Genomic DNA, 24,310 nt, shown 5'->3' with positions numbered 1-24,310 from the left:
TTATGGAGAGTCTGCGTTCTTGCCTTGGCGGGGGTATGGGGTGTTTAGGTTTTTTAGATAAAAAATGGCTGTAGCGCATATGTTAACTGCGCTAAATGCTATTAATTAAATAGCAAACAGATTTTTATCCTCGCCAGCCGGTGCTGGGCGGCTGCGACGGCCTGGCCGGTGCCGCCAGGCCACGCCGCAGCCGGAAGGTGTCCGACGGCAGTTCGCCAAACAGTGCGCGGTAGTCGCTGGCGAAATGGCCAAAGTGCCAGAAGCCGAAACGGGTGGCGGCCTCGGTCACTGAATCCGCATCGCCCCATACCCGCAACACCCGGCGCACGCGGTTCAGCCGCTCGGTGCGCAGGTAGGAAGCAGGGTTCACGCCCAGCGCATCCTGGAACGCGTACTGCAGGCAGCGGCGGCTGACGCCCAGCACAGCCACCAGTTCGGCCACCGACAAGGGGCCGTCCCGCGAGGCCTGTTCGATATGCGAGCGGGCGGTTTGCACCAGCCGCCAGTTGCGGTTGGTGCTGGGCGGCGGGGCCGCAGCGCGCAGTGGCTCGGCTTCCAGCAGGTCCAGCAGGCCGTAGACCAGCGACTTCTCGAAGGCTTCGCAGACTGCCGGGTTGTCCAGCATGTCGGGCGCGTGGCCCACGGCATCCAGCATGGCACGCAGCATCTGGCGCAGTGCATCCATGCGTTCGCCGGGCAGGTCCAGCACGGTGGCGCGCGGGCCCAGTGCCTGGGCGATGCGGGCCAGGGCTTCGCGCACCGCCGGGTTGGCAAAGCGCGCCGGATAGAACTCGATATCCACCACCACATGCTGCTCGGGCGAGCGGAACTCGAAGCCGTCAACACCGGAGAAGACATGCAGGCCGTTGAGGTGGCTGCGCTGCCCGCACAGCAGCGAATGGCCTTCCAGCCGCAGCGGCACGCCCACCGCCACGCAGTGGGGCGGCAGTGCACCGCGTTGCAGCACGGCACGGTTTAGCCGCTCGACCACGATATGTACCGCGCCGGTGTCGATCTCGGTGACGCTGCCCGCAAAGGCCCCGGCAGAGAGCTGGCAGTACGACTGGTTCCAGGCGCGCAGCACGGCCGCCTGCTCGTCGCTGTCGCTGCAATGGAAGACGTGGAAGTGGGGAAGGGCGGTGGCGGGCTGCATAGGGGACTCCGATCGCGTCCCGACATCCGGAACGGGGCCGCAACAATTAAGCAAGTCTTTTGCCAATTCGGGATAGTGCCATTGCGGTGGAATTTTTAGACTGGGGCGAACCAGCACTTTCGATTCCATCCGGACTGGCGCAAGCCCCTCTGTGCACCCAGAGGGCTGCACAGGGGCGCTGCGTAGGTCCTATTCATTACTCCTATTCATTCCACACAGGAGCATTTCCATGGCAGGCAGACTCGCAGGCAAGACGGCCATCATCTCTGGCGGTGCCACTGGTGCAGGCGGCGCGGCATCCAAACTCTTCGCCGCCGAGGGCGCGCGGGTGGCGATTTTCGACATCAACGTGGCCGCCGCTGAGGCGGTAGTGGCCGAGATCGTGCAAGCCGGGGGAGAAGCCGCGTTCTTTCAGGCCGATGTGTCTGACCGGGCGCAGATCGAACACGCGCTGGCCGGGGCCAATGCCCGCTTTGGCACTGTCTCTGTGCTGTTCAACCATGCGGGCACCATCATCGTGAAGCCGTTTCTGGACACCACCGACGAGGACTACGACCGGCTGATGGACATCAATGTGAAAAGCATGTTCATGGTGACCCGCGCCGTGCTGCCGCAAATGCTGGCCGCCGGCAAGGGCAGCATTGTCTGCACGGCCTCCATCTCGTCCGTGGCCGCCACGCCTTTGGAGGTGCTGTACTGCATGACCAAGGGCGCCTGCGCCATGCTGGCCCGCGCCGTGGCGGTGGAGTACCGCGACCGCGGCATCCGCTGCAACGCGGTGTGCCCCGGCTTCATCGACACACCGCACGGCCAGCGCGAAATTGCGGCCCTGGCCCAGCATGGGTTCGAGGGCACGGTGGAGGCGCTGGCGGTACAGCAGGGGCGCCTCTGCCAACCCGAAGAAGTGGCCAAGGCGGCCCTATTCCTGGCCAGCGACGACGCCAGCTTCGTCAACGGCGCGCACCTGTTTGTTGACAACTGTTTTACCGCCGCCTAATTTTCACGCCACTTTTCCCACACCACTTTTTCACACCATTCACCGAAAGGTCTGTTTATGAGCGCAATTACTCCCCCCGCCATGGACGCGGATGTCAAACTTCTGCACGAGATGGGCTATGCCCAGGAGCTGTCGCGCCGCATGGGGCGCTTTTCCAACTTCGCCGTGTCGTTTTCGCTGATCTGTATCTTGTCGGGCGGCATTACGTCCTTTCAGATGGGCCTGTCGGCGGCGGGTGGCGCGTCCATCGGGCTGGGCTGGCCGCTGGGGGGGCTGTTCGCCATGATCGTGGCTGCGTCGATGGCGCAAATCGCCTCGGCCTACCCCACCGCGGGCGGCTTGTACCACTGGGGCTCCATCCTGGGCGGCAAGACCTGGGGCTGGCTGACCGCCTGGTTTAACCTGCTGGGCCTGGTTTTTGTGGTGGCAGCTATCAATTTCGGCACCTACGACCCGTTCTTCAAGACCCTGATCGCCCCGCTGTTTGGCGTGGCCCCCGAGTCATTGGGCTGGATGCACCAGACCTTGTTTTTGGCCGTGATCACCGGTCTGCAAGCGCTGTTGAACCACCGCTTTGCCTGGCTCACCAGCCGCATCACCGACCTGTCGGGCTACCTGATCTTTGTGGTTACGGTGGTGCTGGTGGTGTCGCTGATCGCCTATGCGCCCCAGCCGCTGGACTTCAGCCGCCTCTACACCTTCACTAACTTCACCGGCGTGGACGGTGGCGCCTGGCCACAGCAAACGCTGGTGATGGCCTTTTTGTCGGGCCTGCTGCTGACGGCCTACACCATCACCGGTTTTGATGCTTCGGCCCACACTGCCGAAGAAACCCACGATGCCGCCAAGAACGTGCCCAAGGGCATCATCAGCTCGGTGCTGTGGTCGGTATTGTTTGGCTACGTGATGGTGTGCAGCTTTGTGCTGGTGATGCCCGATTTGACCGCAGGCATGAAGATGGGCACCGGCTTTTTTGAAGCTATTCTGGCCCCCATTCCCACCGGCTTGCGGGTCACCATCGAGGTGCTGATGTTCTTTATCAACTTCGTTTGTGGCCTGGCGGCGGTCACGTCTTGCTCACGCATGACGTATGCCTTTGCCCGCGACGGCGGCCTGCCCGGTTCGCACTGGCTCAAGCAGGTGCACCACGTACAGCGCACTCCGGGCGCGGCTATCTGGGTCACCGCCATCCTGGCGATTTCCATCACGCTGTACGGAGACGCGTTCACCGTGCTGAGCGCGGGCAGCGCCGTGTTTTTGTTCATCTCCTATGCCATGCCGATTGCCGCGGGCCTGCTGTCCGAAGGCAAGGGCTGGACCAAAAAAGGCCCCTTCAACCTGGGCGCCTGGTCCAAGCCGTTCGCGGTGCTGGGCGTAGTGGGCGCGCTGGTGCTGGCCTACGTGGGCATGCAGGCACCGAATGAAAAAGTGGCCTACGTCACCGTGGCGCTGCTGGCGGTGCTGCTGGTGATCTGGTTCGTTTTTGGCGTGAACAAGCGCTTCGCCGGCCCACCGATCGGCCAGCGTATCGCCGAGCGCCAGGCGCACATGGGCGAGATCGAGGCCGAATTGGCAGCGCAAAAAAGCTGAGCGGCAGATCTACTATTTGCTATGTAAATAATAGCTGCTAGCGCAATCAGTGCTTGCGCTAGCACCCGGAAAGCCACTCATCCCTGCCGATGTTCAGAACATGGTGTTGCCATGGGGCATCTTGTCGGGCACGGGCTGCATCACATCCCAATGTTCAACGATTTTGCCGTTTTCAAGACGAAAGATGTCTACGATGGCTGTGCCCAGCGCGCCCGGTTCCGGCAGCGATTTCACGTGCAAGACCACCAGATCGCCTTCCACAATGACCCGCTGGATGGTGGCCTTCAGCCCGGGGTTGGCCTTCTTCAGATATCCGCCGATGAAGCCTTTCAATCCTTCGATGCCATCCTGCGCGCGTGGGTTGTGCTGGATGTATTTGGGGCCGATGTAAGACAGCGCGGCATCCACGTCTTTCTGGTTGATGGCCGCCTCGTAAAAAGCCAGTACGGTGGCCTTATTCGACTCCTCCTGCGGTGTCAGTGCATGTGCTGATGCGCACGCCAGCACGGTAAAGATAGCCAATAGGGCCGTGAAAATAGATCGGAATGGAGCCATGGTTTTTCTGCTCAGGGTAAAAAAATAAGAAAGCGCCTGCAATGTCTACTTTGTTACTGAAGTAGTTGCACAGTGGGTTAAAAAAATGGTTGTGGTTTAGCGGGTAGTGCCTCCTTTTCGGGCATTGAGTGCCTCGTACTGCTGTACCGAGTGGAGTACATCGGCGATGGTGGTTTGCGCGAGTTCATCCTCCAGCGCGCGCTCGGCATTTGCCAAATGGGTCACAAGCGCTGCCTGGATGTTGCGGCCTACAGGGCACATGGGATTCGGTGCCTCGTTGGGGGGCCCGAAGAGTGGGCCCGCTTTCACGGCACGGTAGACGTCCAAGAGGGTGATCCTGGAGGCAGCGCGCGCCAGCAAAGCACCGCCGCCCGTTCCCATTTGTGCGCTGGTAAGACCGCTCGCTGCCAATATGCCTAACAGGCGGCGCACCAGGGAGGCATTCGTGTTGATGCTGCCAGCCATGCGTTCAGAGGTGACGGGCTGCCCGCCACTTTTTTCGAGCAGCGTCAAAATGTGTACGGCAACGGCAAATTGGCTGTTCATCATTTTTCCAAGTATGTATTTATTTTAAATACACTTATCTGTGAAATGCAAGGGCATTTGGTTTGGGCCCGGCAATCGAGGCGATGTCACTATGAAGAGGTGATCCAGATCCCTTGCCGCCAAGCGGATGCTGGGGGCAACAAAAAACGCGCCCGAGGGCGCGTTTTTCAGGAGCGGCAAGCCGCAGCTTACTTCGCCATCACCCGGGCCATTTCCAGCACTTTGTTGGAGTAACCCCACTCGTTGTCGTACCAGCTCACCAGCTTGACGAAAGTACCGTCCAGGGCGATGGAGGCGTCTGCATCGTAGATGGAGGTGCGGCTGTCGCCACGGAAGTCGGTGGCTACGACTTTGTCTTCGGTGTAGCCCAGCACGCCCTTCATGGCACCTTCGGACTGCGCTTTCAGCTCGGCGTTGATTTCAGCGATGGTGGCCGAGGTGTTCAGTTCCACGGTCAGGTCGACCACCGACACGTCGCTGGTGGGCACGCGAAAGGCCATGCCGGTGAGCTTTTTGTTCAGCTCAGGAATCACCACGCCCACCGCCTTGGCGGCACCGGTGCTGGAAGGAATGATGTTTTCCAGGATACCGCGGCCGCCGCGCCAGTCTTTGTTCGACGGGCCGTCCACGGTCTTTTGCGTGGCGGTGGCGGCGTGCACCGTGGTCATCAGGCCGCGCTTGATGCCGAACTTGTCGTTGATCACCTTGGCCAGCGGGGCCAGGCAGTTGGTGGTGCACGATGCGTTGGAGATGATGGCCTGGCCGGCGTAGGTTTTGTCGTTCACACCATAGACGAACATGGGGGTGTCGTCCTTGGAAGGGGCTGACAAAATGACCTTTTTCGCGCCTGCGTCGATGTGTTTTTGGGCGGTTTCCTTGGTCAGGAACAAACCGGTGGATTCGACCACGATGTCGGCACCCACGTCGGCCCATTTCAGGTTGGCCGGGTCGCGCTCTTGTGTCAGACGGATCTTTTTGCCGTTGACGACGAGCACGCCGTTGTCCACCGACACATCGCCCTTGAAGCGGCCGTGCACGCTGTCGTACTGCAGCATATACGCCAGGTAGTCGGGCTCCAGCAGGTCGTTGATGCCGACGATTTCCACGTCGTCAAAGTTCTGCACCGCAGCGCGGAACACCATGCGGCCAATGCGGCCGAAACCATTGATACCAATTTTGATGGTCATGTCTCTATCTCCAGTAGTTAAAAGGTGAAACTTGCACGGGTAGCCCCAGGCGGACCCGGGGCTGGGCTGATGACTTCTTTTTTACTTCTTCTTCTTTTTCGGGGCTAGCACTTTTTGCACCGTGGCGGCCACGTTCTCGGGCGTGAAGCCGAAGAGCTTGAACAGCACGGGTGCCGGTGCAGATTCGCCGTAGGTGTCCAGTCCGACCACGGCGGCGCAGCCGTACTTCCACCAGCCGTCGGTTACGCCCATTTCGACCGCGATGCGGGGCAAGCCAACCGGCAGCACTTCGGATTTGTAGGCTTCGGTCTGGCGGTCGAACACGCTGTTACTGGGCATGGAGACCACGCGCACGGCGATCTTTTGCGCCGCCAGCAGGGCCTGGGCGGCCAGGGCGAGTTGCACTTCGGAGCCGGTGGCGATGATGACGGCCTGGGCCTTCTTCTTCAGGCCGACGGCGCTGGGCTCGGACAGCACGTAGGCGCCGCGGCTGATCTCGCCCAGGTCGGTCTTGGCAGCGTAGGCGATGTTTTGGCGGCTCAGCAGCAGGGCGCTGGGCCGGCTCTTGCTTTCCAGGGCCACGGCCCAGGCCACAGCGGTTTCAGCCGTATCGCCCGGACGCCACACGTCCAGGTTTGGAATCAAACGCAGGCTGGCAGCGTGCTCGACCGACTGGTGCGTCGGGCCGTCTTCGCCCAGGCCGATGGAGTCGTGGGTGAACACGTGCACTACGCGGATCTTCATCAGCGCGGCCATGCGGATGGCGTTGCGGCTGTAGTCGCTGAAGGTCAGGAAGGTGCCGCCGTAGGGGATGAAACCGCCGTGCAGGGCCACACCGTTCATGATGGCGGCCATGCCGAATTCGCGCACGCCGTAGTTGATGTGGCGGCCTCCGTTGCCCACGCCGGTAATGGTGTCAAAGCGCAGGTTGGGCGTGCTCTTGGTGTTGGTCAGGTTGGAGCCGGTCAGGTCGGCTGAGCCACCCAGCATTTCGGGCAGGGCGGCGGTGAAGGCTTCGAGCGCCAGTTGCGAGGCTTTGCGCGATGCCACGGTTTCGCCCTTGGTGTGGGCGGCGATGACGGTGTCCACGGCGGTCTGGGCGAAGTTCTTGGGCAGCTCGCCTTTCATGCGGCGCAGCAGCTCTTTAGCTTCGGCGGGGAAGGCGGCCTTGTAGGCGGCGAACTGGGTGTTCCAGGCGGCTTCGCGGGCGGCACCGGCGCTCTTGGCATCCCAGGCGGCAGCAATGTCCTTGGGAATAGTGAATGGGGCGTAAGGCCAGTTCAGGGCTTCGCGGGTCAGCTTGATTTCTTCGGCACCCAGGGGTTCGCCGTGGGCCTTGGAGGTGTTGGCGCGGTTCGGGCTGCCCTTGCCGATATGGGTCTTGCAGATGATGAGGGTGGGCTTTTCTTTTTGGGCCTTGGCGTGGGTGATGGCTTCGGACACGGCAGCCGCATCGTGGCCGTCGATCGGGCCGATCACGTTCCAGCCGTAGGCCACAAAACGCAGGGCGGTGTTGTCGATGAACCAGGGGGCCACCTGGCCGTCAATGGAGATGCCGTTGTCGTCGTACAGGGCCACCAGCTTGTTCAGCTTCCAGGCACCAGCCAGGGCCGCGGCTTCGTGGCTGATGCCTTCCATCAAGCAGCCGTCGCCCATGAAGGCGTAGGTGTGGTGGTCGACGATGGCATGGCCTTCGCGATTGAATTCCTGCGCCAGCAGCTTTTCCGCCAGCGCAAAGCCCACGGCGTTGGTAACGCCCTGGCCGAGGGGGCCGGTGGTGGTTTCCACGCCAGGTGTGTAGCCGTGCTCAGGGTGGCCAGGGGTCTTGCTGTGCAACTGGCGGAAGTTTTTCAACTCGCTCATCGGCAGCTTGTAGCCGGTCAGGTGCAGCAGCGCGTACAGCAGCATCGAGGCGTGGCCGTTGGACAGGATGAAGCGGTCGCGGTTCAGCCAGTTTGGGTTTTTCGGGTTGTGCTGCAGGTGCTGGTCCCACAAAGCCACGGCCATGTCGGCCATGCCCATGGGTGCACCGGGGTGGCCCGAATTGGCGGCTTGCACCGCGTCCATGGCCAGGGCGCGGATGGCGTTGGCCATGGCCGTGGTAGGTTTGCCTGTGGCCGAGGCCGCATCGGAAAGAACGGCTACGTCAGAGGTGGTTGCGTTCAAAGGGGTGTCGGCCATCGGGTTCAGCTCCGGGGAAAGTTCGGGGTGGATGTTCTGGTAAGCCCGTTATTTTACGGGGCTGCCATTGGGCGCTGTGTACCAGCCCGGTAACACGGGGTGCGTGGTATCACGTGGTATCACAATGGATGCCCCACCCCACCTATCCCTAATCCCCATGCCGCTCGCCAAGATTGAAGTCCGCCGCAGCCGACCCGCTGCCGAAATCACCGCGCTGATGGAAGCCGTCTATTTGGCCCTGCGTGAAGCGCTGAAGGTGCCCGAAGACGATCGCCAGATCCGCTACATCGAACACCGCCCCGAGCACTTCATGGTGGCACCCGGCAAGACCGAAAATTACACCCTGGTGGAGGTGCTGATGTTCCCCGGTCGTTCCCTGGCTGCCAAGCGTGCGCTGTACCAAGGCATCACGCAGCGTTTCGGCGCACTCGGCATTGCCCCCGCCGACGTGATGGTGGTGCTGACCGAGCCGCCGATGGAGAGTTGGGGGCTGCGCGGCGTGCCCGCCAGCGAGGTGGACCTGGGTTTCAGTCTGCAGGTTTGAGTAAGATTTAGCCCTCTAGCCCAATGAATTACTACGCATAAAGCTATTTATTTAATAGCAAAACACGTATCTACCCTCCCGTTCGATAATCTGTGTGATGCCCGCACACCCGTTAATAACCCATGCCCTGGTCCTCGCCGCCGGACGCGGTGAACGTATGCGCCCTTTGACCGACCACACGCCCAAACCGCTGCTACCGGTGCACGGCAAACCGCTGATCGTCTGGCACCTGCAAGCCCTGGCGGCAGCCGGGGTAGGCCAGGTGGTCATCAATACCGCCTGGCTGGAAGACAAAATCCCCGCTGCGCTGGGTGACGGTTCCCGCTGGGGCCTGCAGATCACCTATTCCCAAGAAGGCCGCGACCACGGCGGCGCGCTGGAAACCGCGGGCGGCATCAAAAAAGCGCTGCCGCTGCTGGGCGATAGCTTCTGGCTGGTGGCCGGCGATATCTACGCGCCGACTTTTCGCTTTGATGCCAGCGCAGCGAACGATTTTGCCCGTAGCGATACCTTGGCGCACCTGTGGATGGTGCCGAACCCGCCCTACCACCCGCAGGGCGACTTCGGCATTGCGGCCAACGGTTTGGGGCTGGACGGCCCCGGCCCGGACGGCCAGCGCCTCACCTACAGCAGCCTGGCCCTGGTGCGCGCAGAACTATGCCGCAGTCTGCCCCTGGGGCAAAAGGCAGCGCTGGGCCCGCTGCTGTTGGACGGCATCCGCCAGCAACGTATCACCGCATCCCGTTTTGACGGCCCCTGGCACAACGTGGGCAACCCCGAACAACTCGCCAAACTGAACATCCCCTAACCACACCATGTCCACTTCCATCTACGCCCAACGCCGCGCCCAACTCGCCCAAAAAATCGGCCCCGGTGGCATTGCCATCGTACCCACCGCGCCCGAGCAGCAGCGCAACCGCGACAGCGATTTTCTGTTTCGCGCCGACAGCTATTTCTACTACCTGACGGGCTTCACCGAGCCGAATGCCTGGCTGGTGGTGACTGGCGATGGCCTGTCCACGCTGTTTTGCGCGCCCAAGGACCTGGAGCGTGAGATTTGGGACGGTTTTAGGCTTGGACCCGACGCGGCGCCCGCCGTGCTTGCGCTGGATGCTGCATATTCTGTAGCGGACCTGGACGCCCAACTGCCCCGCCTGCTGGAAAACCGCAGCGCCGTCTGGACCCCTTTCGCCACCCACAAAGGGCTGGAGGGCCGCGTCGATGGCTGGCTCAACAAGGTCCGCGCCCGCGTGCGCTTCGGCGCGTTGTGCCCCGACACCCAGCGCGACCTGTGCAGCGTGCTGGACGAAATGCGCATGTTCAAGGACACCTCCGAGCAAGACACCATGCGCCGCGCCGCGCAGATCAGCGCTGGGGCCCACATCCGCGCCATGCAGCTCTCCGCCCGCATGCTGCGCAACGGCGAAGAGGTGTTTGAGTACCACCTGGATGCCGAGTTGCTGCACGAATTCCGCCGCCACGGCTCGCAGTACCCGGCCTACGGCAGCATCGTGGCCGCCGGGGCCAACGCCTGCGTGCTGCACTACCGCGCCGACAAAGCCCCGGTGCGCAATGGCGAGCTGGTGCTGATCGACGCAGGCTGCGAGCTCGATGGTTACGCCAGCGACATCACCCGCACCTTCCCAGCCAACGGCAAATTCACCGGCCCGCAGCGCACCCTGTACGAGCTGGTGCTGGCCAGCCAGGTGGCAGCCATCGCCGCCACCCAACCCGGCGCGCGCTTCACCGACCCGCACGAGGCCACCGTCAAGGTGCTGGCGCAGGGCATGCTGGACGTGGGCCTGCTGGACAAGAACAAGGTCGGCACCGTGGACGACGTGATCGCCAGCCGCGCCTACTTCGCCTACTACATGCACCGCACCGGCCACTGGCTGGGCATGGACGTGCACGACTGCGGCAGCTACGTGGAGCAAGCGGAAATCGGTGCCGATAGCCAGCGCAAAGACCCGCTCAGCGGCGAAACCATCACCAACCGCCCCAGCCGCATCCTGCAGCCGGGCATGGTGCTGACCATCGAGCCCGGCATCTACGTGCGCCCCGGCCCGGACGTGCCCGAAGCCTTCCACAATATCGGCATCCGCATCGAAGACGATGCCATCGTGACCGCCAGCGGCTGCGAGCTGATCAGCCGGGGCGTGCCCGTCGACCCTGATGAAATCGAAGCGCTGATGCGGGCATGAGCAGGTTTTTCGGGCCTGGGCTATAATTTGGGGTTGGCTAGATAAGTTTCGCCATGAAGCTTGTGCGGTGTATCCCAACACACCACACCACTGGCCCTACCAAGTACCCCGAGTTTGCCCGCACCTTTGTCACGCTGTGCGGGCCAGAGATTCAAAGTACTTGGCTGCAGATACCCCTACCGGGTGCTGCACACGACCTGCCTCCTGTGCAATTTCATCGGAAGTGCGTCATAAAAATAACGCAGTGTGACAACACGCATATTGGCCACCCCATAAGTAAGGGAGCCTGGTTTCCCATCATGAACAAAAACAACAATTCCATTGCCGCTGGCAAATATCTCCTGTCTCCGCTCACCCGCGAATGTGCCGATGGCCGCTTTGGTGCCTCGGTTTCTATCCAAAATGGCTCGCATGACCGCGTGATGCGTTTCATCGGTCTGTTCGACGACGCTGCAACCGCGACACAATACGCGGTTGAGCAAGGTTTGCAGTGGGTGCGCGCGCGCCACTCCAACCCTAGCGCCGCACACGCCTAAAAGTTATTTACATACCGTCTACCCTCAAGGAATTTACGAATGGCAAAAGAAGAACTGATCGAAATGAAGGGCCTTGTGTCCGAAGTCTTGCCCGACTCGCGCTTTCGCGTGACGTTGGAAAACGGCCACGTTCTGATCGCCTACACCGCGGGCAAGATGCGCAAGAACCACATCCGCATTCTGGCGGGCGACCATGTGTCGCTGGAACTCTCGCCTTACGACCTGTCCAAGGGCCGCATCACGTTCCGCCACATTGCGGGCCGGGCACCTACGTCTACCCGCTTCGCATAACTTTTATTGACTCGGGTGCAAAGCACTCCGGGCCATGAAAGTTGTTTCGCGTTAACCAGCGCGTAAGCAAAACCCCGTACGGGAATCGCCTCCGGGCGGACCCTACAATCGCAGTCCCTTTGACACAGTGACTGCCCGGCGCATTTCGGTCGGCGGCCATGGCAGGAGACGCCAGATGAGCAACCCCACGGCTAACGCCGAAGAAAAACGCGCCGAACTCCGCCGCGCTGCCCTCGAATACCACGAGTTTCCCACGCCCGGCAAGATCGCCATCGCGGCGACCAAGCAGTTGGTCAACCAGCACGATCTGGCCTTGGCGTACTCGCCTGGTGTGGCCGCGCCGTGCGAGGAAATCGTCAAAGACCCCAACAACGCCTTCAAATACACCAGCCGGGGCAATCTGGTCGCGGTGATCACCAACGGTACCGCCGTATTGGGCCTGGGCGACATCGGCCCGCTGGCCTCCAAGCCGGTGATGGAGGGCAAGGGCGTGCTGTTCAAGAAGTTTGCAGGCATCGACGTGTTCGACCTGGAAATTGACGAAAAGCACGACCTCGACAAGCTGGTGGACATCATCGCCTCGCTGGAGCCCACCTTCGGCGGCATCAACCTGGAAGACATCAAGGCACCCGACTGTTTTTATGTCGAGCGTAAGCTGCGCGAACGCATGAAGATCCCGGTCTTCCACGACGACCAGCACGGCACGGCCATCTGCGTCGGCGCGGCGATCCTGAACGGTCTGAAAGTCGTTGGCAAAGACCCCAAGAGCGTCAAGCTCGTCACCTCCGGCGCGGGCGCAGCGGCGCTGGCTTGTCTGGGTCTGCTGGTCAAGCTGGGCATTCCGCGCGAAAACATTTATGTCACTGACCTGGCCGGCGTGGTCTATGAAGGCCGCACCGAACTGATGGACGAAGATAAGATCGTCTACGCCCAGAACACCAGCGCCCGCACCCTGGGCGAAATCATCGAGGGCGCAGACGTGTTCCTGGGCTTGTCAGCTGGCGGCGTGCTGAAAAAAGACATGGTGTCCAAAATGGCTGCCAACCCGCTGATCATGGCGCTGGCCAACCCGAACCCCGAAATTTCGCCCGAAGACGTGAAGTCTGTGCGCGGCGATGCCATCATCGCTACCGGGCGTACCGACTACCCGAACCAGGTCAACAACGTCCTGTGCTTCCCCTACATTTTTCGCGGTGCATTGGATGCAGGTGCCTCCACCATCACGCTGGAGATGGAAATTGCCGCTGTGCACGCGATTGCCGAGCTGGCCCAGGCCGAGCAAAGCGAGGTGGTAGCGGCCGCCTATGCGGGCGAGCAACTGGCGTTTGGCCCTGAGTACATCATCCCCAAGCCGTTTGATCCGCGTTTGATGATGAAGATCGCTCCGGCCGTAGCCCAGGCTGCCGCGGACAGCGGTGTGGCCTTGCGCCCCATCACTGATATGGATGCCTACCGCACCCGCCTGCAAAACTTCGTTTATGCCTCGGGCACGACGATGAAGCCCATCTACGATGCGGCCAAAAACGCGGTGAAGAAACGCGTCTGCTACGCCGAAGGCGAAGAAGAGCGCGTGCTGCGCGCTATCCAGATCGTGGTCGATGAAGGCTTGGCCCGGCCTACGCTGATCGGTCGCCCGAAGGTAATCGCCGAGCGCATCAAGAAGTTTGGCTTGCGCCTGCGTGAGGAGCTGGACTACGACGTGGTCAACGTCGAGCAAGACCACCGCTACCGCGATTTTTGGCAAACCTACCACCGCATGACCGAGCGCAAAGGGGTCACGGCGCAGATGGCCAAGATCGAAATGCGCCGCCGTTTGACGCTGATTGGCGGCATGTTGCTGCACAAAGGCGAAGTAGACGGCATGATCTGCGGCACCTGGGGCCATACCGCCATCCACCTGCACTACATTGACCAGGTGATTGGCAAGCGCGCGGGTGGCTGCTCCAGCACCCCGCAAGACGTACCCATCTATGCCTGCATGAACGGCCTGATGTTGCCGGGTCGCCAGGTGTTCCTGGTTGACACCCATGTCAACTACGACCCTACGGCCGAAGAACTGACCGAAATCACCGTCATGGCTGCCGAAGAAATGATGCGCTTTGGTATCAAACCCAAGGCGGCGCTGCTTTCGCACAGCAACTACGGCCAAAGCAACCAGCCCAGCGCCGTCAAAATGCGCCGCGTACTGGAGTTGCTGCAAACCGAAGCGCCCTGGTTGGAGGTGGATGGTGAAATGCATGGCGACATCGCGCTCGACGGTGCTGCACGCGCTGCCAGCATGCCCAACAGCCCCTTGGTTGGCGATGCGAATTTGCTGGTGTTCCCCAATATCGATGCCGCCAATATCGCCTACAACCTGCTGAAAATGGCTGCGGGCGGCAATATTGCAATTGGCCCGGTGCTGCTGGGCGCCGCAAAACCTGTACACATTCTGACTGCTAGCACTACAGTACGAAGAATTGTAAACATGACCGCCTTGACGGTTGCCGATGCCAACGTGGTGCGATAACACCAGATTCGCCAGCAAGTGCTCACTTAGTGGGCATGAATGCCCAAGGGGCTGCCCAAATTTTGGGCAGCCCCTTGCTTTTTTGGGGCATATACGGCACACTAGCGCCTTGAAATTACCGGGTTAACCCGAGGTTCACCAAAGGTGCATTTCCCTATGGTTCAAGCGATAAAAAACACAGCCTGCAAGCATGTTTGCACTGTGGCGATTTTGGTTGGATCGGTTCTATGCACCACATTGGGGTTTGCCAAGGCATCCAATCCCGTCGGTGGTCTGGAAACTATCCAGCTCGCCCAGCTTCCCCCTCAAGGCCGTGCCACCTACCAGCTCATACTGCAAGGTGGGCCATTTCCTTTTGACAAGGACGGCGTGGTGTTTGGGAACCGTGAACGAATTTTGCCATCACAACAACGCGGGTATTACCGCGAATACACCGTGAAAACGGCGGGTGCTGGCAACCGAGGGGCCAAACGTATTGTGTGCGGTGGTCCGCCTAGAGCACCAGATGCTTGTTTTTATACCAGTGACCATTACGCGAGTTTTCGCCATATCGTCGAATAGCCGTGAATAGCGTTGCTAATGCTGGTTCCACAGAATTTTTGAAGTCGGGGTACATGAGATGAATGAAAAAAAAGCGGAGATGGATATGCCTCTTCGCAACGTTAGAACCAATATCGTGCAGTCCATACGTGCCTTCCGCGTGCAAGACCTGCAAGACGCGGCTGTAGGCCTGGGCCAGCACTTTCTGTATGCCAATCTGGCAAATGCCCAGAGCAAACAGGACGTGCTGGACATGATTGCGCAGCAGTTCACCTTTCCGACCCATTTCGGCAAGAACTTTGACGCGCTGTACGACTGCATGACAGACCCATTGCATAAATCAGGCCCACAGCCTGGTTTCGTGGTGGTGCTGGAGCAAATCCCGGCGCATGCCAAGTTTGACAAAGAGGCCCGCGAGCAGTTGCTGGACATCTTCCGCGAAGCCGCCGACTATTGGGGAGACCGGAAGATACCGTTCCGATGCTTCTATTCTTTTCTGTAGCCCGTTCTGCACACACCAGCCAAGCAGAACGGGCGAATGAGGCAGGCAGCGATGCCGTCTCAGGCATAGAGTTGACCGAATCCGGCGAGAAAATGCCCACCGACAAATTGGTGGACGTGTCTGCGTTCGCGCTGCGCATGAGCAGCCCTTTCAACGCAGGGTATTGGTTGGCAGCAGCCTAGCCACGATCCGCGCCATCCAAAAGCCCGTCTCTTGGCGGGCTTTTTTACGTCTGGGCGGCTACCGCCAGGGCCAAGGCCACGTACTCGGCCACTGGCACTTCCTCGGCGCGGCGCTGGGTGTCGAAACTGCCCGCGTAGGCTTTCTCGGTCAGCCATTTTCCTAGCGTGTGGCGCATGATCTTGCGGCGCTGGCTGAAGGCCACCTGGACGATTTCACTCAGCAGCAGCACCGGTACGACCGCGGGCTCGGCGTGGGGCACCATGCGCACCACGGCGCTGTCCACGCGCGGGGGCGGGTCAAACGACTCGGGCGGCACAAACAGCACGTTTTCCATCGCGTAGCGCCACTGCAGCATGACGCTGAGGCGGCCATAGGCGGCGGTGGAAGGGCGGGCCACCATACGGTCGATGACTTCTTTTTGCAGCATGAAATGCTGGTCTTGCACTACCGCCACCGCGTCCAGCAAATGGAACAGGATGGGCGTGGAGATGTTGTAGGGCAGGTTGCCCACCACCCGCAGCTTCTTCGGAGCAGTTGCTCCTGAATCAGTAGCTGCTTGTGCAAGTGGAAACTGCATGAAGTCCACTTTTAGTACATCAGATTCCACCACCGTGAGTTGTGGGTGTTGGCGCAGGCGCACAGCCAGATCGCGGTCCAACTCGACCACGGTGAGGTGGCCCAGGCGTTCGACCAGGGGCTGCGTCAGGGCGGCCAAGCCCGGACCGATTTCGACCATATGGTCGCCAGGCTGGGGGTTGATGGCATCGACGATGCTGTCGATGATGCTGCGGTCGGCCAGAAAGTGCTGGCCAAAGCGTTTGCGCGGAATGTGCTTCACTGGGGCTTCACTGCGGTGGTTCGCGGAATTCGACGTAGGCCCGCGAACGCACCTGCTCCAGCCAGCGGCCATAGGCTTCGTCCAGCTTTTTCTCGCGCACGATGCCACGGGCGATTTCGCGCTGTTCTTTCGGTGTCACGGCGGCCTCGCGGCGCTCCAGCAACTGCACCAGGTGCACACCAAAGCGCGACACCAGCGGGTCGGCAATCTGGCCAGGTGCCAGCTTGTCCAGGGTTTCTTCAAATTCGGGCACAAACTGGCCGGGGCTGGACCAGCCCAGGTCGCCGCCCTGGGCCGCGCTGCTGTCGACCGAGCTTTCCTTGGCCAACTGCGCAAAGTCGGCCTGGCCGCTCTGGATGCGGCGCTTGAAGTCGTTCAAGCGCTCGACTGCGGCGGCTTCGCTCAAGCGGGGGCCAGTGCGCAGCAGGATGTGGCGGGCGTGCTGCTGGGTGACGGTGGTGGCCACGCCGCCTTGGCGCTTGTCCGACACTTTCAAAATATGGAAACCGGCACCGGAACGCACTACGGTGCTGATGCCGCCGGTGTCCAGGTTGCCTGTGGCCTCCACAAAGATATCGGGGTAACGGTCGGCCGGGCGCATGCCCATCGCGCCGCCCCGGGCGTGGTCAGGAGCATCCGAAGAGGTGCGGGCCAGGGTGGCGAAATCCGCTCCCGCGACGGCCTGGGCGCGCAGACCATCGGCCTTGGCTTGCAAGGTGGCAACCTGTTCGGGCGTGGCATTTTCCGGTACGGCAACCAGCACCATGGCCAGATTCAGCTCCAAGGCGCTGGGGTCGGTGCTGGCGCGCTGGTCGCGCAGATACTGGTCTACATCCGCGTCGCTGATGCGCTGGCGGGCATCGATTTCGCGGTCGCGCAGGCGGGTCAGGATGAGCTGGTTGCGCAGCTCTTCGCGGAACTGCGAGGGCACAATGCCGTCTTGCACCATCCGGCGGCGCAGCTCAGGCACATCCAGCTGGTTTTGCCGGGCCACATTCAATTCGGCTGCATCCACGGCGGAGTCGTCTATCTTCAAACCGGTCTCTACCGCCAGCTGCAACTGGGCTTTTTCCAGGATCAGACGCTCGAGCACCTGGCGGACCACCAGGGCCTGGTCGGCTTCAACTGCCGGTGTGCCCTGCTGGGCCATTTGCTGCAGGGTCCGGATGACGCGGGCGCGCACTTCGTTGTTGGTGATCGGCTCGGAGTTGACCACGGCAACGATGTAGTCCGCCTGGCGCTGCGTATCGGAAGTACGGGCGGGGACGTTGCCCGCCAAGCCGGAGCCCGCGCCGAGGGATGGGCGCAAGCCCTGGGCGGATGCGGAGAAGGTGGTCAAGGCCGCCAATGCCGCCAAGCCCAGCAGCGTCATGCGAAAAATGCGATTGCTCATGGTACAGATAGAGGGAAAAGAGGGGATCGAATGGGCTAGTCGTACTGGCTGAAACGGCTAGGGGTGGTGGTCTGCTCGCGCAGGTACTGGTAGCGGGGGATGTTTTCTTTCAGGACCGACAAGGGGTTGGTGCCCACACCCAGACGGGTGAAGCCGACAAACTCCAATTGGAACGAGATCTTTTGGTTGGCGGTGGTGGTGGTGCCGGTTTGCGTGCGGTCCAGCACGATGCGGCCCAGCCAGCAGCCCGCATCATATTCAAAGCCCACCACGCCATCGACCAGCTTGCGGTCGTGCATGCTGTAGTTCAGCCGACCTACGCTGTACCAGCGGCCTGCGCCCTGGCCTTGTCCTGCCCCCAGATCCTGGCCTTTGTCGCCCCACAGAGCGCTCAGAGGCCATTGCCAGCCGATGTCGATTTGCTCACTGCCGTCGGTTGCGGTGGCGCTGGAGTTGCGCTGGTAGCGGTAGGCGGCACTGATGACACGGTAGTTGCCAGGGTTCCAGCGCCCGCCGACGCTGGCGCGCTCAGAGCGGCCAGTATCGGGGTTGTACTGCACCGTGGTGTCAAACGTCCAGCGCGGGTCCCAGTTGAGTTGCGCGCCCACCAAGAAGTCGCTCAGGCGGTCGGTGGCGGGCGTGCCGCCGGGCAGGGTGACCCGTTGGTCCTTGAAGCGCAGGCGCTGGGCCACGCCAAACTGGGCCAGTTGGGCACCGGTGGCGGGTTCCAGGAAGCGGGTGGTGACCCCCAGCGTCAGCAGGTTGTTGTCGGCAATACGGTCGTTGCCGCCGAAGGCGTTTTCGGTGAAGACCGTGGCAAAGTTGAAGTCGTTCAGTGCCGAGTCGTAATTGGGCAGCAGGCTCTGGTCGCGGTACGGCGTGTTCACGTAGAACGCGCGCGGCTCCAGAGTTTGCCGCAGTGCCTTGCCCCAGAAGTTGGCATCGCGTTCAAAAACCAGCCCGCTGTCTAGGCTGAAGGTGGGCACGGTGCGGTCGGCCGTGGTAGCACCGTTGGCCAGGGGCTCGTCCAATTCATAGCGGGTGGCGTGCAGTTGCATCTTGGGCGTGATGAACCAGCCGGGGGCCACCCACGGGCGGCTTATCTGGCCCAGGGCAAAGCTGCGCTTGGCGTTGGGCTGCCTGGTCAGGTTGCGGTCGGCCGAAAACTGGGTGTAATCGCCATCCAGCGACGCATCAAAACCACCGGCCAGGTCGTAGCGGGCATAGCGCGCAGTGAGCTGGGGCAGGCGGTCATACGGCGGCACGATGGGCGCGGTCAGGCTTTGCAACGTTTGCCATTTCAGCGTGCGCACGCTGGTGGAGAAGTTGCCCTGGGCCCAGGACAAGGTGGCATCGTTGGCCAGCAGGCGCTGGGTCAGCGAGGTGGTGGCCCGGCCAAAATCGCTCCAGTAGTTGTCGTCACTGACCCGGTTCAGATTCAGATTCAGGCCCACCCCGCCAACGCCCGACAACCCTGTCTGGACCGTACCGGAATGCAGTAGCGCATAGCTCCAGCGGTCGCGCTCGCGCAGCGAGTCGCTGGGCATGTAGTTGGTGCGCAGCGTGCCCTTGTAGTCGGGCTCCAGGTAGCGGAACTCGCCGCCCAGGTCCACGCCGCGCTTGCTCATCACGGTGGGGAAGAAGGTGGCATCCCGGTTGGGTGCAATGTTCCAGTAGTAGGGAACCGTCAGCTCCACACCGTTGATGTTGTCCAGCCCGATAGTGGGTGGCAAATAGCCGGATTTGCGCTTGTCGGAGAGCGGGAAATCCATGGTGGGGAAGGCCAGAATCGGCACATCCTGGAAGCGCAGCACCGCGCCCTCGGCCGTGCCGATTTCTTCTTCGGTGTCGATACTGATGGTGGTGGCGCGCAGCATCCATGCGGGCAGCCAGCTCGGGCCCGGTTCGCGGCGGCAGGTGCTGTAGGTGGCGTTGTGCAGCACCACGCGGCTGTCGTCCACAAAGTCGGCCCGGTCGGCCTGGCCAAAAGCGCCGTTTTTCAGAAACTGGTAGCGCGGCTCGTTGAAGAAGCCCTCAAAGGCATCGACCTTGAGCTCCAGCGCCGGGCCGTCGTAAATATTGCCCGCGCGGTTGATGTGCACATTGCCGCGCGCCTTGACCAAATCGTCCGGCTGGTAGTACTCGACCCGGTCGGCCTGCAGCACCATATCGCCCTTGCGCATCATGGCGTTGCCGTCCATCACGGTGTCCAGGTCCGGGCGGCCTAGGGTGTGGTCGCCGGAGAAGAAGGTCGGCATCTGCTCACGCATGGCCGGCGGAATTTGCTCTTGCAGCAGGGCGCTTGGCTTGAGCACCAGCGGTGTATCGGCTTCTTCGGCGTGCAAAGCCAGCGGCAGCAACGCCATGGCCACAAAGGCTACGGGCGTGAGAGTGAAGCGGCGGCGACGGGTACTGCGCTGGGATTCAGGCATTAATGGGGGCACCAAAGGGGAGCAGGGTCGGGCGGGGGGCTTATTCGAATAAGCCGGATTTGTAGAATGGATTATCCATGAGCCCTACCTCCCCCCCGCCATTGACGGCAACTTCTCCCTCCTCCGCCCCTATCGTCTGGGCCGATGCCCCGCGTGCGGCGGCCTTCCACACCTGGCTCAACGCGGTCGCCGCGCCCCACCATCTGCAGGTGGACAGCCTGCAATTAGCCGCAGCCGATGCCGGTTTTCGCCGCTATTTCCGCCTGGCATCCGACACCGGCAGCTGCATCGTGATGGATGCCCCGCCCGACAAAGAAAACTGCGCAGCCTTCGCCCGCATCTCTGCTCTGATGGCCCAGGCCGGGCTGCGCGTGCCCGAAGTGCTGGCCTGGGACCAGGCCCAAGGCTTCATGCTGCTCACCGATCTGGGCACGCAGACCCTGCTGGAGCTGCTGCAAGGTGATGCGCCTCCACCAGCCCCCACACCCTTGTTCCACCAGGCGGTAGACACGCTGATCACCCTGCAGCTCGCCTCCCAGCCCGGCGTGCTGCCTGCGTATGACGCAGCCACACTGCAGCGCGAGCTGGCCCTGTTCCCCGACTGGTACATCGCCCAGCACCGCGGCATCGCCCTGGATGCCACCCAGCGCGCCACGCTGGACAGCGTGTTTGCCCAAATCGTGGCCAACAATTTAGAAGCCCCCTGCGTTTACGTGCACCGCGATTTCATGCCGCGCAACCTGATGGTGGGCAGCGAAACATTGGGCGTACTCGACTTCCAGGATGCCCTGTACGGCCCCATCACCTACGACATCGCCTGCCTGCTGCGCGACGCGTTCGTTAGTTGGGAAGAAGACTTCGTGTTGGACATCACCATCCGCTACTGGGAGCGCGCCCGCAAGGCCGGGCTGCCGGTGGGCGAGGACTTTGGCGCGTTCTACCGCAGCGTGGAATGGATGGGCCTGCAGCGCCACCTGAAAGTGGCAGGTCTGTTCACCCGCCTGAGCCTGCGCGACGGCAAACCCAAGTACCTGGCCGACACACCCCGTTTCATCACTTACATCCGCGCCACCGCCGGTCGCTACCGCGAGCTGACCCCGCTGCTGCGCCTGATCGACAAGATCGAAGGCACCCAGGCCGCCACGGGATTCGCCTACGGTAGGATGTAATTTTCAAGAAAAATTGGCCTCTAGCGCAGATAACGCCTGCGCTAGCAGCTATACAAGTAATAGCAACCCACTGATATGCCCCGTTTTTACTGTCCTGCCCCTTTGGCCATTGGGGCCACGCTGGACCTGCCCGCCGGGCCTGCCCGCCACGTACAGGTGCTGCGCATGCAGCCCGGCCAGACGATCACCCTGTTCAACGGCCAGGGCGGCGAGTTTGAGGCCACCATAGCCCGCATGGGCCGCAGCGATGTGGCTGTGGCAGTGGGTGCGCACGACCCTGTCGAACGCGAAGCCGCCCGCACCGTGCACCTGGTGCTGGGCATGCCCGCCAATGACCGCATGGACTGGCTGGTGGAAAAAGCCGCCGAGCTGGGCGTGGCCAGCATCCAGCCCCTGGTCTGCGAGCGCAGCGTGCTGCGCCTGAATGGCGAACGGGCTGACAAAAAACGCGCCCACTGGCATGCGGTAGGCGTGGCCGCCTGCGAGCAATCGGGCCGCAACCGTGTGCCCGAGGTGCATGCGGTGCGCAGCTTTGCGGACTGGGTCGTCAGCGCCGAAGCGGGGTTTTTGCTGTCGCTCAGAGCCGGTAGCCAGCCGATGCTGAACGCCATTTCTGCCAGCGGCGCTATCCACTTTTTAAGCGGCCCCGAGGGCGGCCTCAGCCCCTCGGAAGAAGATGCGGCCATCGCCCGCGGCTACCGCCCGGTCACCCTGGCCAACCGCGTGCTGCGGTCCGAAACCGCCCCGCTGGCCGCACTCGCCCAACTCCAGTTCTGAAAATGGAACACTCACCCCCAGGCTGCGCTGCGCTTCGCCAACTCCCTTGCAGGGGGCGATACCAGTGGCCCGGCAAAGCCGGTTCCACGGTATCTCTGGAAATGCACGTTCTGCCTGCAACTGAGGCTGCATAGCAACCATGGATGAATTAACTCCCTCCGACAGCGACACCACGCTGTCGGATTACTTTCGCGACGCTGACTTTTCCAGTGAATCGGTGTTGGCCTGGCGCATCGACCAGCATGGCGGCCTGGTGGACGCGCTGCGTGGCCTGTTCCACGGCCCGGCCGGGCTGGTTCGGCTGCGGCTGTTCGTCTTCATGGGCCTGCTGGGTCAGAGCGAAGCCAATCTGAACCGCGACCAGATCAACGAACTGTTCCACGCCGTGCGCCCCGAAGCCCTGGACACGGTGTTCAAGCGCTTTCGCGACACCGGCCTGCTGCTGTGGGACGAAACCCAGCGCCGCACCAGCCTCACGCCGCTGGCGCAGCAGCTATCCGGCGTGCTGGGCATCTTCCACACCGCGCCGCTGGGGGCCGATGGCGATGGTGACCTGGCCAGCCTGCTCAGCCAGGTGGTGGGTGCCGACCAGCTCGGCACCCTGGATGCCGCCCAGGTGCAGATGCTGCAAGCCCAGCTGGGCCGCCTGCACGCCGAATTTGAAGATGCCATCGCCAGCGGCTCCGAATTCCGCCTGCGCGAAGCCCGCACCCGCTACGACCGGGCGGCCCGCCTGATCGACAAGGCCAGCACCGCCATTGCCACCATCATCGGCAACGCCCACGGCCACGTGGCCATGGAGCGCGCCGCCCGCGCCCTGGGCCAGGCCCAAAGCCGCCTCTTGGCCATGGCCAGCCAGTTCAACCGCGCGCTGCAGCAGGTAGACCGCCAGCGCGTGACGCTGGGTACCACCGGCATCACCAGCACCGACGTGAAACGCTGGCTGCAAACCCTGGCCGCGCCAGAACACCTTTTACAAGACGCGCTGTCCCACCCGGTGGGACTGGTGGCGCTGTCCCCCCATGAATTGCTCGATGTGACCGAAGCCGAATTTGAACGCGGCCGCCCCACGCTGGGCCTGCCCGATGCCCTGCCGCTGTCGCAAGCCGCGCCGCTGGGCGAACTCAGCGCCGTGGCCCTGCCGCAGGCGCTGGCCGATCTGTCGGATCTGCTGGCGGCCTGGCACGTCAGCGAACCCGTGCCCCGCCGCGCCGTCGATGCGCTGCTGGGCGACATACCTGTCGATGCCGAATACGCCCACGTGGCCTACAAAGCCCAGCTCCTGCCGCTGCTGGGCGATGCCCAGGCCTGCCAACTGCCGGGTGCCACTGGCGACCTGGCCCGCCAGCCCTGGCGCGTCGAATGGAGTACCGACTTCCTGACGCTGGACCACCCTACGCTGGCCGGTGTCAGCGCCGGGCAACTACACCCTGTTGAATCCACCGAAAAAAGCGAGTAAGCCATGGACGAAGCCGCCCTGTTAGTCGCCGAACTGCTGGCCCGCCGCAGCCTGCCACGCACCCACGCCCGGGTGCGCCGCGCCCTGGTCAACGCCGAATTGTTCGCCCAGGTCGAACAGCGCCTGGCCGACATTGGCCTGCGCTGGATGGACAACATCTACGCCGACCACGTCAGCTTGGCCCTGCTGCCCGCCGCCCAGACCCAGGTGATGGGCGAGGCCGGGGTCAACGCCAACAACAACCTGGAGCTGCCGCGCGACGGTGTGGCTCTGCTGGTGGTGCTGTGGGCGCTGATCATCCTGCCCAAGCGCGAGCGTCAGACCAGCCGCGCCCCGGTGGCCGAGCCGCAAAACGAAATGTTCGCCAGCAGCAAACCCCTGCCCGCCGTGCGCGACGTGAGCCCGGTGCTGTCGTACAAGGCCCTGCTGGAGGACTACGGCCCGCAGCTCGGCAAAAAAACCCGTCTCGACGGCAACCTCAAGCTGCTGGAGCGCCACGGCTTCATCTTGCGCCGCCAGGACGATATCGCCGAGGGCCCGCTGCTCGACGTACTGCTGGACTACGACATCCTGGCCCCGCGCATCCTCAACGGCGCATTAGCCGAGGTGCTGGCCCGCGAACAAGCCGCAGCATTGGTCGAGGCCGCAAATGCCGCGTAAATTTATAAGAAATAGGCCTCTAGCGCATATTCCGTCTGTGCAAGCAGCTATTATTTTTGAAGTAACC

22 protein-coding genes are annotated in these 24,310 nt (G+C 62.4%); 14 read left to right on the top strand and 8 right to left on the bottom strand.

Annotated features, from left to right (window positions below; translation table 11 throughout):
* Positions 1-124: 124 nt before the first annotated feature.
* Entirely contained in the window at positions 125-1,153 is a 1,029-nt protein-coding gene (locus AC097L_RS16425) for a helix-turn-helix domain-containing protein (protein WP_479587606.1), read from the bottom strand.
* A gap of 229 nt (positions 1,154-1,382) precedes the next feature.
* Between AC097L_RS16425 and AC097L_RS16420 the strand changes: the two genes are divergently transcribed.
* Complete coding sequence (locus tag AC097L_RS16420; RefSeq protein WP_479587605.1) at positions 1,383-2,150, top strand: SDR family NAD(P)-dependent oxidoreductase; 768 nt, start codon at positions 1,383-1,385, stop codon at positions 2,148-2,150.
* A 57-nt stretch (positions 2,151-2,207) separates the two neighbouring features.
* Entirely contained in the window at positions 2,208-3,740 is a 1,533-nt protein-coding gene (locus tag AC097L_RS16415) for an amino acid permease (RefSeq protein ID WP_479587604.1), read from the top strand.
* Positions 3,741-3,833: 93 nt separating this feature from the next.
* On the opposite strand, the gene AC097L_RS16410 is transcribed toward AC097L_RS16415, so the two are convergent.
* The 4 genes from AC097L_RS16410 to tkt all read right to left on the bottom strand — a co-directional run bounded on the left by AC097L_RS16410 (position 3,834) and on the right by tkt (position 8,122).
* Positions 3,834-4,295, bottom strand: coding sequence for a nuclear transport factor 2 family protein (locus AC097L_RS16410; RefSeq protein ID WP_479587603.1), 462 nt, complete (start codon positions 4,293-4,295; stop codon positions 3,834-3,836).
* A gap of 96 nt (positions 4,296-4,391) precedes the next feature.
* A complete protein-coding gene (locus AC097L_RS16405) occupies positions 4,392-4,841 on the bottom strand; it encodes an Rrf2 family transcriptional regulator (protein ID WP_479587602.1) in 450 nt (149 codons plus the stop codon).
* A gap of 188 nt (positions 4,842-5,029) precedes the next feature.
* On the bottom strand, positions 5,030-6,028 hold the full coding sequence (gene gap, locus AC097L_RS16400) for a type I glyceraldehyde-3-phosphate dehydrogenase (RefSeq protein ID WP_479587601.1): 999 nt from the start codon (positions 6,026-6,028) through the stop codon (positions 5,030-5,032).
* Between the two features lie 81 nt (positions 6,029-6,109).
* Positions 6,110-8,122, bottom strand: a complete 2,013-nt coding sequence (gene tkt, locus AC097L_RS16395; protein WP_479587742.1) for a transketolase — start codon at positions 8,120-8,122, stop codon at positions 6,110-6,112.
* A 244-nt stretch (positions 8,123-8,366) separates the two neighbouring features.
* Between tkt and AC097L_RS16390 the strand changes: the two genes are divergently transcribed.
* The 8 genes from AC097L_RS16390 to AC097L_RS16355 all read left to right on the top strand — a co-directional run bounded on the left by AC097L_RS16390 (position 8,367) and on the right by AC097L_RS16355 (position 15,332).
* Positions 8,367-8,753: a tautomerase family protein gene (locus tag AC097L_RS16390; RefSeq protein WP_479587600.1), complete on the top strand. Its 387-nt coding sequence runs from the start codon at positions 8,367-8,369 to the stop codon at positions 8,751-8,753.
* 97 nt (positions 8,754-8,850) lie between these two features.
* Complete coding sequence (gene murU / locus AC097L_RS16385; protein ID WP_479587599.1) at positions 8,851-9,561, top strand: N-acetylmuramate alpha-1-phosphate uridylyltransferase MurU; 711 nt, start codon at positions 8,851-8,853, stop codon at positions 9,559-9,561.
* A 7-nt stretch (positions 9,562-9,568) separates the two neighbouring features.
* Complete coding sequence (locus AC097L_RS16380) at positions 9,569-10,954, top strand: aminopeptidase P N-terminal domain-containing protein (RefSeq protein WP_479587598.1); 1,386 nt, start codon at positions 9,569-9,571, stop codon at positions 10,952-10,954.
* 299 nt (positions 10,955-11,253) lie between these two features.
* Entirely contained in the window at positions 11,254-11,490 is a 237-nt protein-coding gene (locus tag AC097L_RS16375; RefSeq protein WP_295952514.1) for a hypothetical protein, read from the top strand.
* A 39-nt stretch (positions 11,491-11,529) separates the two neighbouring features.
* The gene (infA, locus tag AC097L_RS16370) at positions 11,530-11,781 is read left to right on the top strand and encodes a translation initiation factor IF-1 (protein WP_092757223.1); all 252 of its coding nucleotides are present in this window, start codon (positions 11,530-11,532) and stop codon (positions 11,779-11,781) included.
* A gap of 175 nt (positions 11,782-11,956) precedes the next feature.
* Entirely contained in the window at positions 11,957-14,290 is a 2,334-nt protein-coding gene (locus AC097L_RS16365; protein WP_479587597.1) for an NADP-dependent malic enzyme, read from the top strand.
* Between the two features lie 156 nt (positions 14,291-14,446).
* Positions 14,447-14,851, top strand: a complete 405-nt coding sequence (locus tag AC097L_RS16360) for a guanyl-specific ribonuclease (protein WP_479587596.1) — start codon at positions 14,447-14,449, stop codon at positions 14,849-14,851.
* A gap of 58 nt (positions 14,852-14,909) precedes the next feature.
* A complete protein-coding gene (locus tag AC097L_RS16355) occupies positions 14,910-15,332 on the top strand; it encodes a barstar family protein (protein ID WP_479587595.1) in 423 nt (140 codons plus the stop codon).
* 226 nt (positions 15,333-15,558) lie between these two features.
* On the opposite strand, the gene rsmA is transcribed toward AC097L_RS16355, so the two are convergent.
* Genes rsmA through AC097L_RS16340 form a run of 3 tightly spaced genes read right to left on the bottom strand, consistent with a single transcriptional unit; the run spans position 15,559 to position 20,178 of the window.
* Positions 15,559-16,353, bottom strand: a complete 795-nt coding sequence (rsmA, locus tag AC097L_RS16350; protein WP_479587594.1) for a 16S rRNA (adenine(1518)-N(6)/adenine(1519)-N(6))-dimethyltransferase RsmA — start codon at positions 16,351-16,353, stop codon at positions 15,559-15,561.
* A gap of 7 nt (positions 16,354-16,360) precedes the next feature.
* Complete coding sequence (locus AC097L_RS16345; RefSeq protein WP_479587593.1) at positions 16,361-17,746, bottom strand: peptidylprolyl isomerase; 1,386 nt, start codon at positions 17,744-17,746, stop codon at positions 16,361-16,363.
* 35 nt (positions 17,747-17,781) lie between these two features.
* The gene (locus tag AC097L_RS16340; RefSeq protein WP_479587592.1) at positions 17,782-20,178 is read right to left on the bottom strand and encodes an LPS-assembly protein LptD; all 2,397 of its coding nucleotides are present in this window, start codon (positions 20,176-20,178) and stop codon (positions 17,782-17,784) included.
* Positions 20,179-20,255: 77 nt separating this feature from the next.
* Here AC097L_RS16340 and AC097L_RS16335 point away from each other — a divergent pair, with 77 nt between their 5' ends.
* The 4 genes from AC097L_RS16335 (at position 20,256) to AC097L_RS16320 (ending at position 24,243) form a co-directional block, all read left to right on the top strand.
* Entirely contained in the window at positions 20,256-21,347 is a 1,092-nt protein-coding gene (locus AC097L_RS16335) for an aminoglycoside phosphotransferase family protein (RefSeq protein WP_479587591.1), read from the top strand.
* A 75-nt stretch (positions 21,348-21,422) separates the two neighbouring features.
* Positions 21,423-22,124 (top strand): 16S rRNA (uracil(1498)-N(3))-methyltransferase, encoded by a 702-nt coding sequence (locus AC097L_RS16330; protein ID WP_479587590.1) that lies wholly within the window; start codon positions 21,423-21,425, stop codon positions 22,122-22,124.
* A 139-nt stretch (positions 22,125-22,263) separates the two neighbouring features.
* A complete protein-coding gene (locus AC097L_RS16325) occupies positions 22,264-23,583 on the top strand; it encodes an efflux RND transporter periplasmic adaptor subunit (protein WP_479587589.1) in 1,320 nt (439 codons plus the stop codon).
* A gap of 3 nt (positions 23,584-23,586) precedes the next feature.
* A complete protein-coding gene (locus tag AC097L_RS16320; protein ID WP_479587588.1) occupies positions 23,587-24,243 on the top strand; it encodes a hypothetical protein in 657 nt (218 codons plus the stop codon).
* Positions 24,244-24,310: the final 67 nt, after the last annotated feature.

The organism is Rhodoferax sp. RT5P35 (assembly GCF_056521385.1).
Note: the sequence above shows the minus strand (reverse complement) of the source record. Positions and strands in the feature narration are given on the sequence as shown.

Coding starts and splice junctions, on each gene's coding strand:
- AC097L_RS16425 (WP_479587606.1), bottom strand. CDS start 1,153: ATGCAGCCCGCCACCGCCCTTCCCCACTTCCACGTCTTCCATTGCAGC.
- AC097L_RS16420 (WP_479587605.1), top strand. CDS start 1,383: ATGGCAGGCAGACTCGCAGGCAAGACGGCCATCATCTCTGGCGGTGCC.
- AC097L_RS16415 (WP_479587604.1), top strand. CDS start 2,208: ATGAGCGCAATTACTCCCCCCGCCATGGACGCGGATGTCAAACTTCTG.
- AC097L_RS16410 (WP_479587603.1), bottom strand. CDS start 4,295: ATGGCTCCATTCCGATCTATTTTCACGGCCCTATTGGCTATCTTTACC.
- AC097L_RS16405 (WP_479587602.1), bottom strand. CDS start 4,841: ATGAACAGCCAATTTGCCGTTGCCGTACACATTTTGACGCTGCTCGAA.
- gap (WP_479587601.1), bottom strand. CDS start 6,028: ATGACCATCAAAATTGGTATCAATGGTTTCGGCCGCATTGGCCGCATG.
- tkt (WP_479587742.1), bottom strand. CDS start 8,122: ATGGCCAACGCCATCCGCGCCCTGGCCATGGACGCGGTGCAAGCCGCC.
- AC097L_RS16390 (WP_479587600.1), top strand. CDS start 8,367: ATGCCGCTCGCCAAGATTGAAGTCCGCCGCAGCCGACCCGCTGCCGAA.
- murU (WP_479587599.1), top strand. CDS start 8,851: ATGCCCGCACACCCGTTAATAACCCATGCCCTGGTCCTCGCCGCCGGA.
- AC097L_RS16380 (WP_479587598.1), top strand. CDS start 9,569: ATGTCCACTTCCATCTACGCCCAACGCCGCGCCCAACTCGCCCAAAAA.
- AC097L_RS16375 (WP_295952514.1), top strand. CDS start 11,254: ATGAACAAAAACAACAATTCCATTGCCGCTGGCAAATATCTCCTGTCT.
- infA (WP_092757223.1), top strand. CDS start 11,530: ATGGCAAAAGAAGAACTGATCGAAATGAAGGGCCTTGTGTCCGAAGTC.
- AC097L_RS16365 (WP_479587597.1), top strand. CDS start 11,957: ATGAGCAACCCCACGGCTAACGCCGAAGAAAAACGCGCCGAACTCCGC.
- AC097L_RS16360 (WP_479587596.1), top strand. CDS start 14,447: ATGGTTCAAGCGATAAAAAACACAGCCTGCAAGCATGTTTGCACTGTG.
- AC097L_RS16355 (WP_479587595.1), top strand. CDS start 14,910: ATGAATGAAAAAAAAGCGGAGATGGATATGCCTCTTCGCAACGTTAGA.
- AC097L_RS16345 (WP_479587593.1), bottom strand. CDS start 17,746: ATGAGCAATCGCATTTTTCGCATGACGCTGCTGGGCTTGGCGGCATTG.
- AC097L_RS16340 (WP_479587592.1), bottom strand. CDS start 20,178: ATGCCTGAATCCCAGCGCAGTACCCGTCGCCGCCGCTTCACTCTCACG.
- AC097L_RS16335 (WP_479587591.1), top strand. CDS start 20,256: ATGAGCCCTACCTCCCCCCCGCCATTGACGGCAACTTCTCCCTCCTCC.
- AC097L_RS16330 (WP_479587590.1), top strand. CDS start 21,423: ATGCCCCGTTTTTACTGTCCTGCCCCTTTGGCCATTGGGGCCACGCTG.
- AC097L_RS16325 (WP_479587589.1), top strand. CDS start 22,264: ATGGATGAATTAACTCCCTCCGACAGCGACACCACGCTGTCGGATTAC.
- AC097L_RS16320 (WP_479587588.1), top strand. CDS start 23,587: ATGGACGAAGCCGCCCTGTTAGTCGCCGAACTGCTGGCCCGCCGCAGC.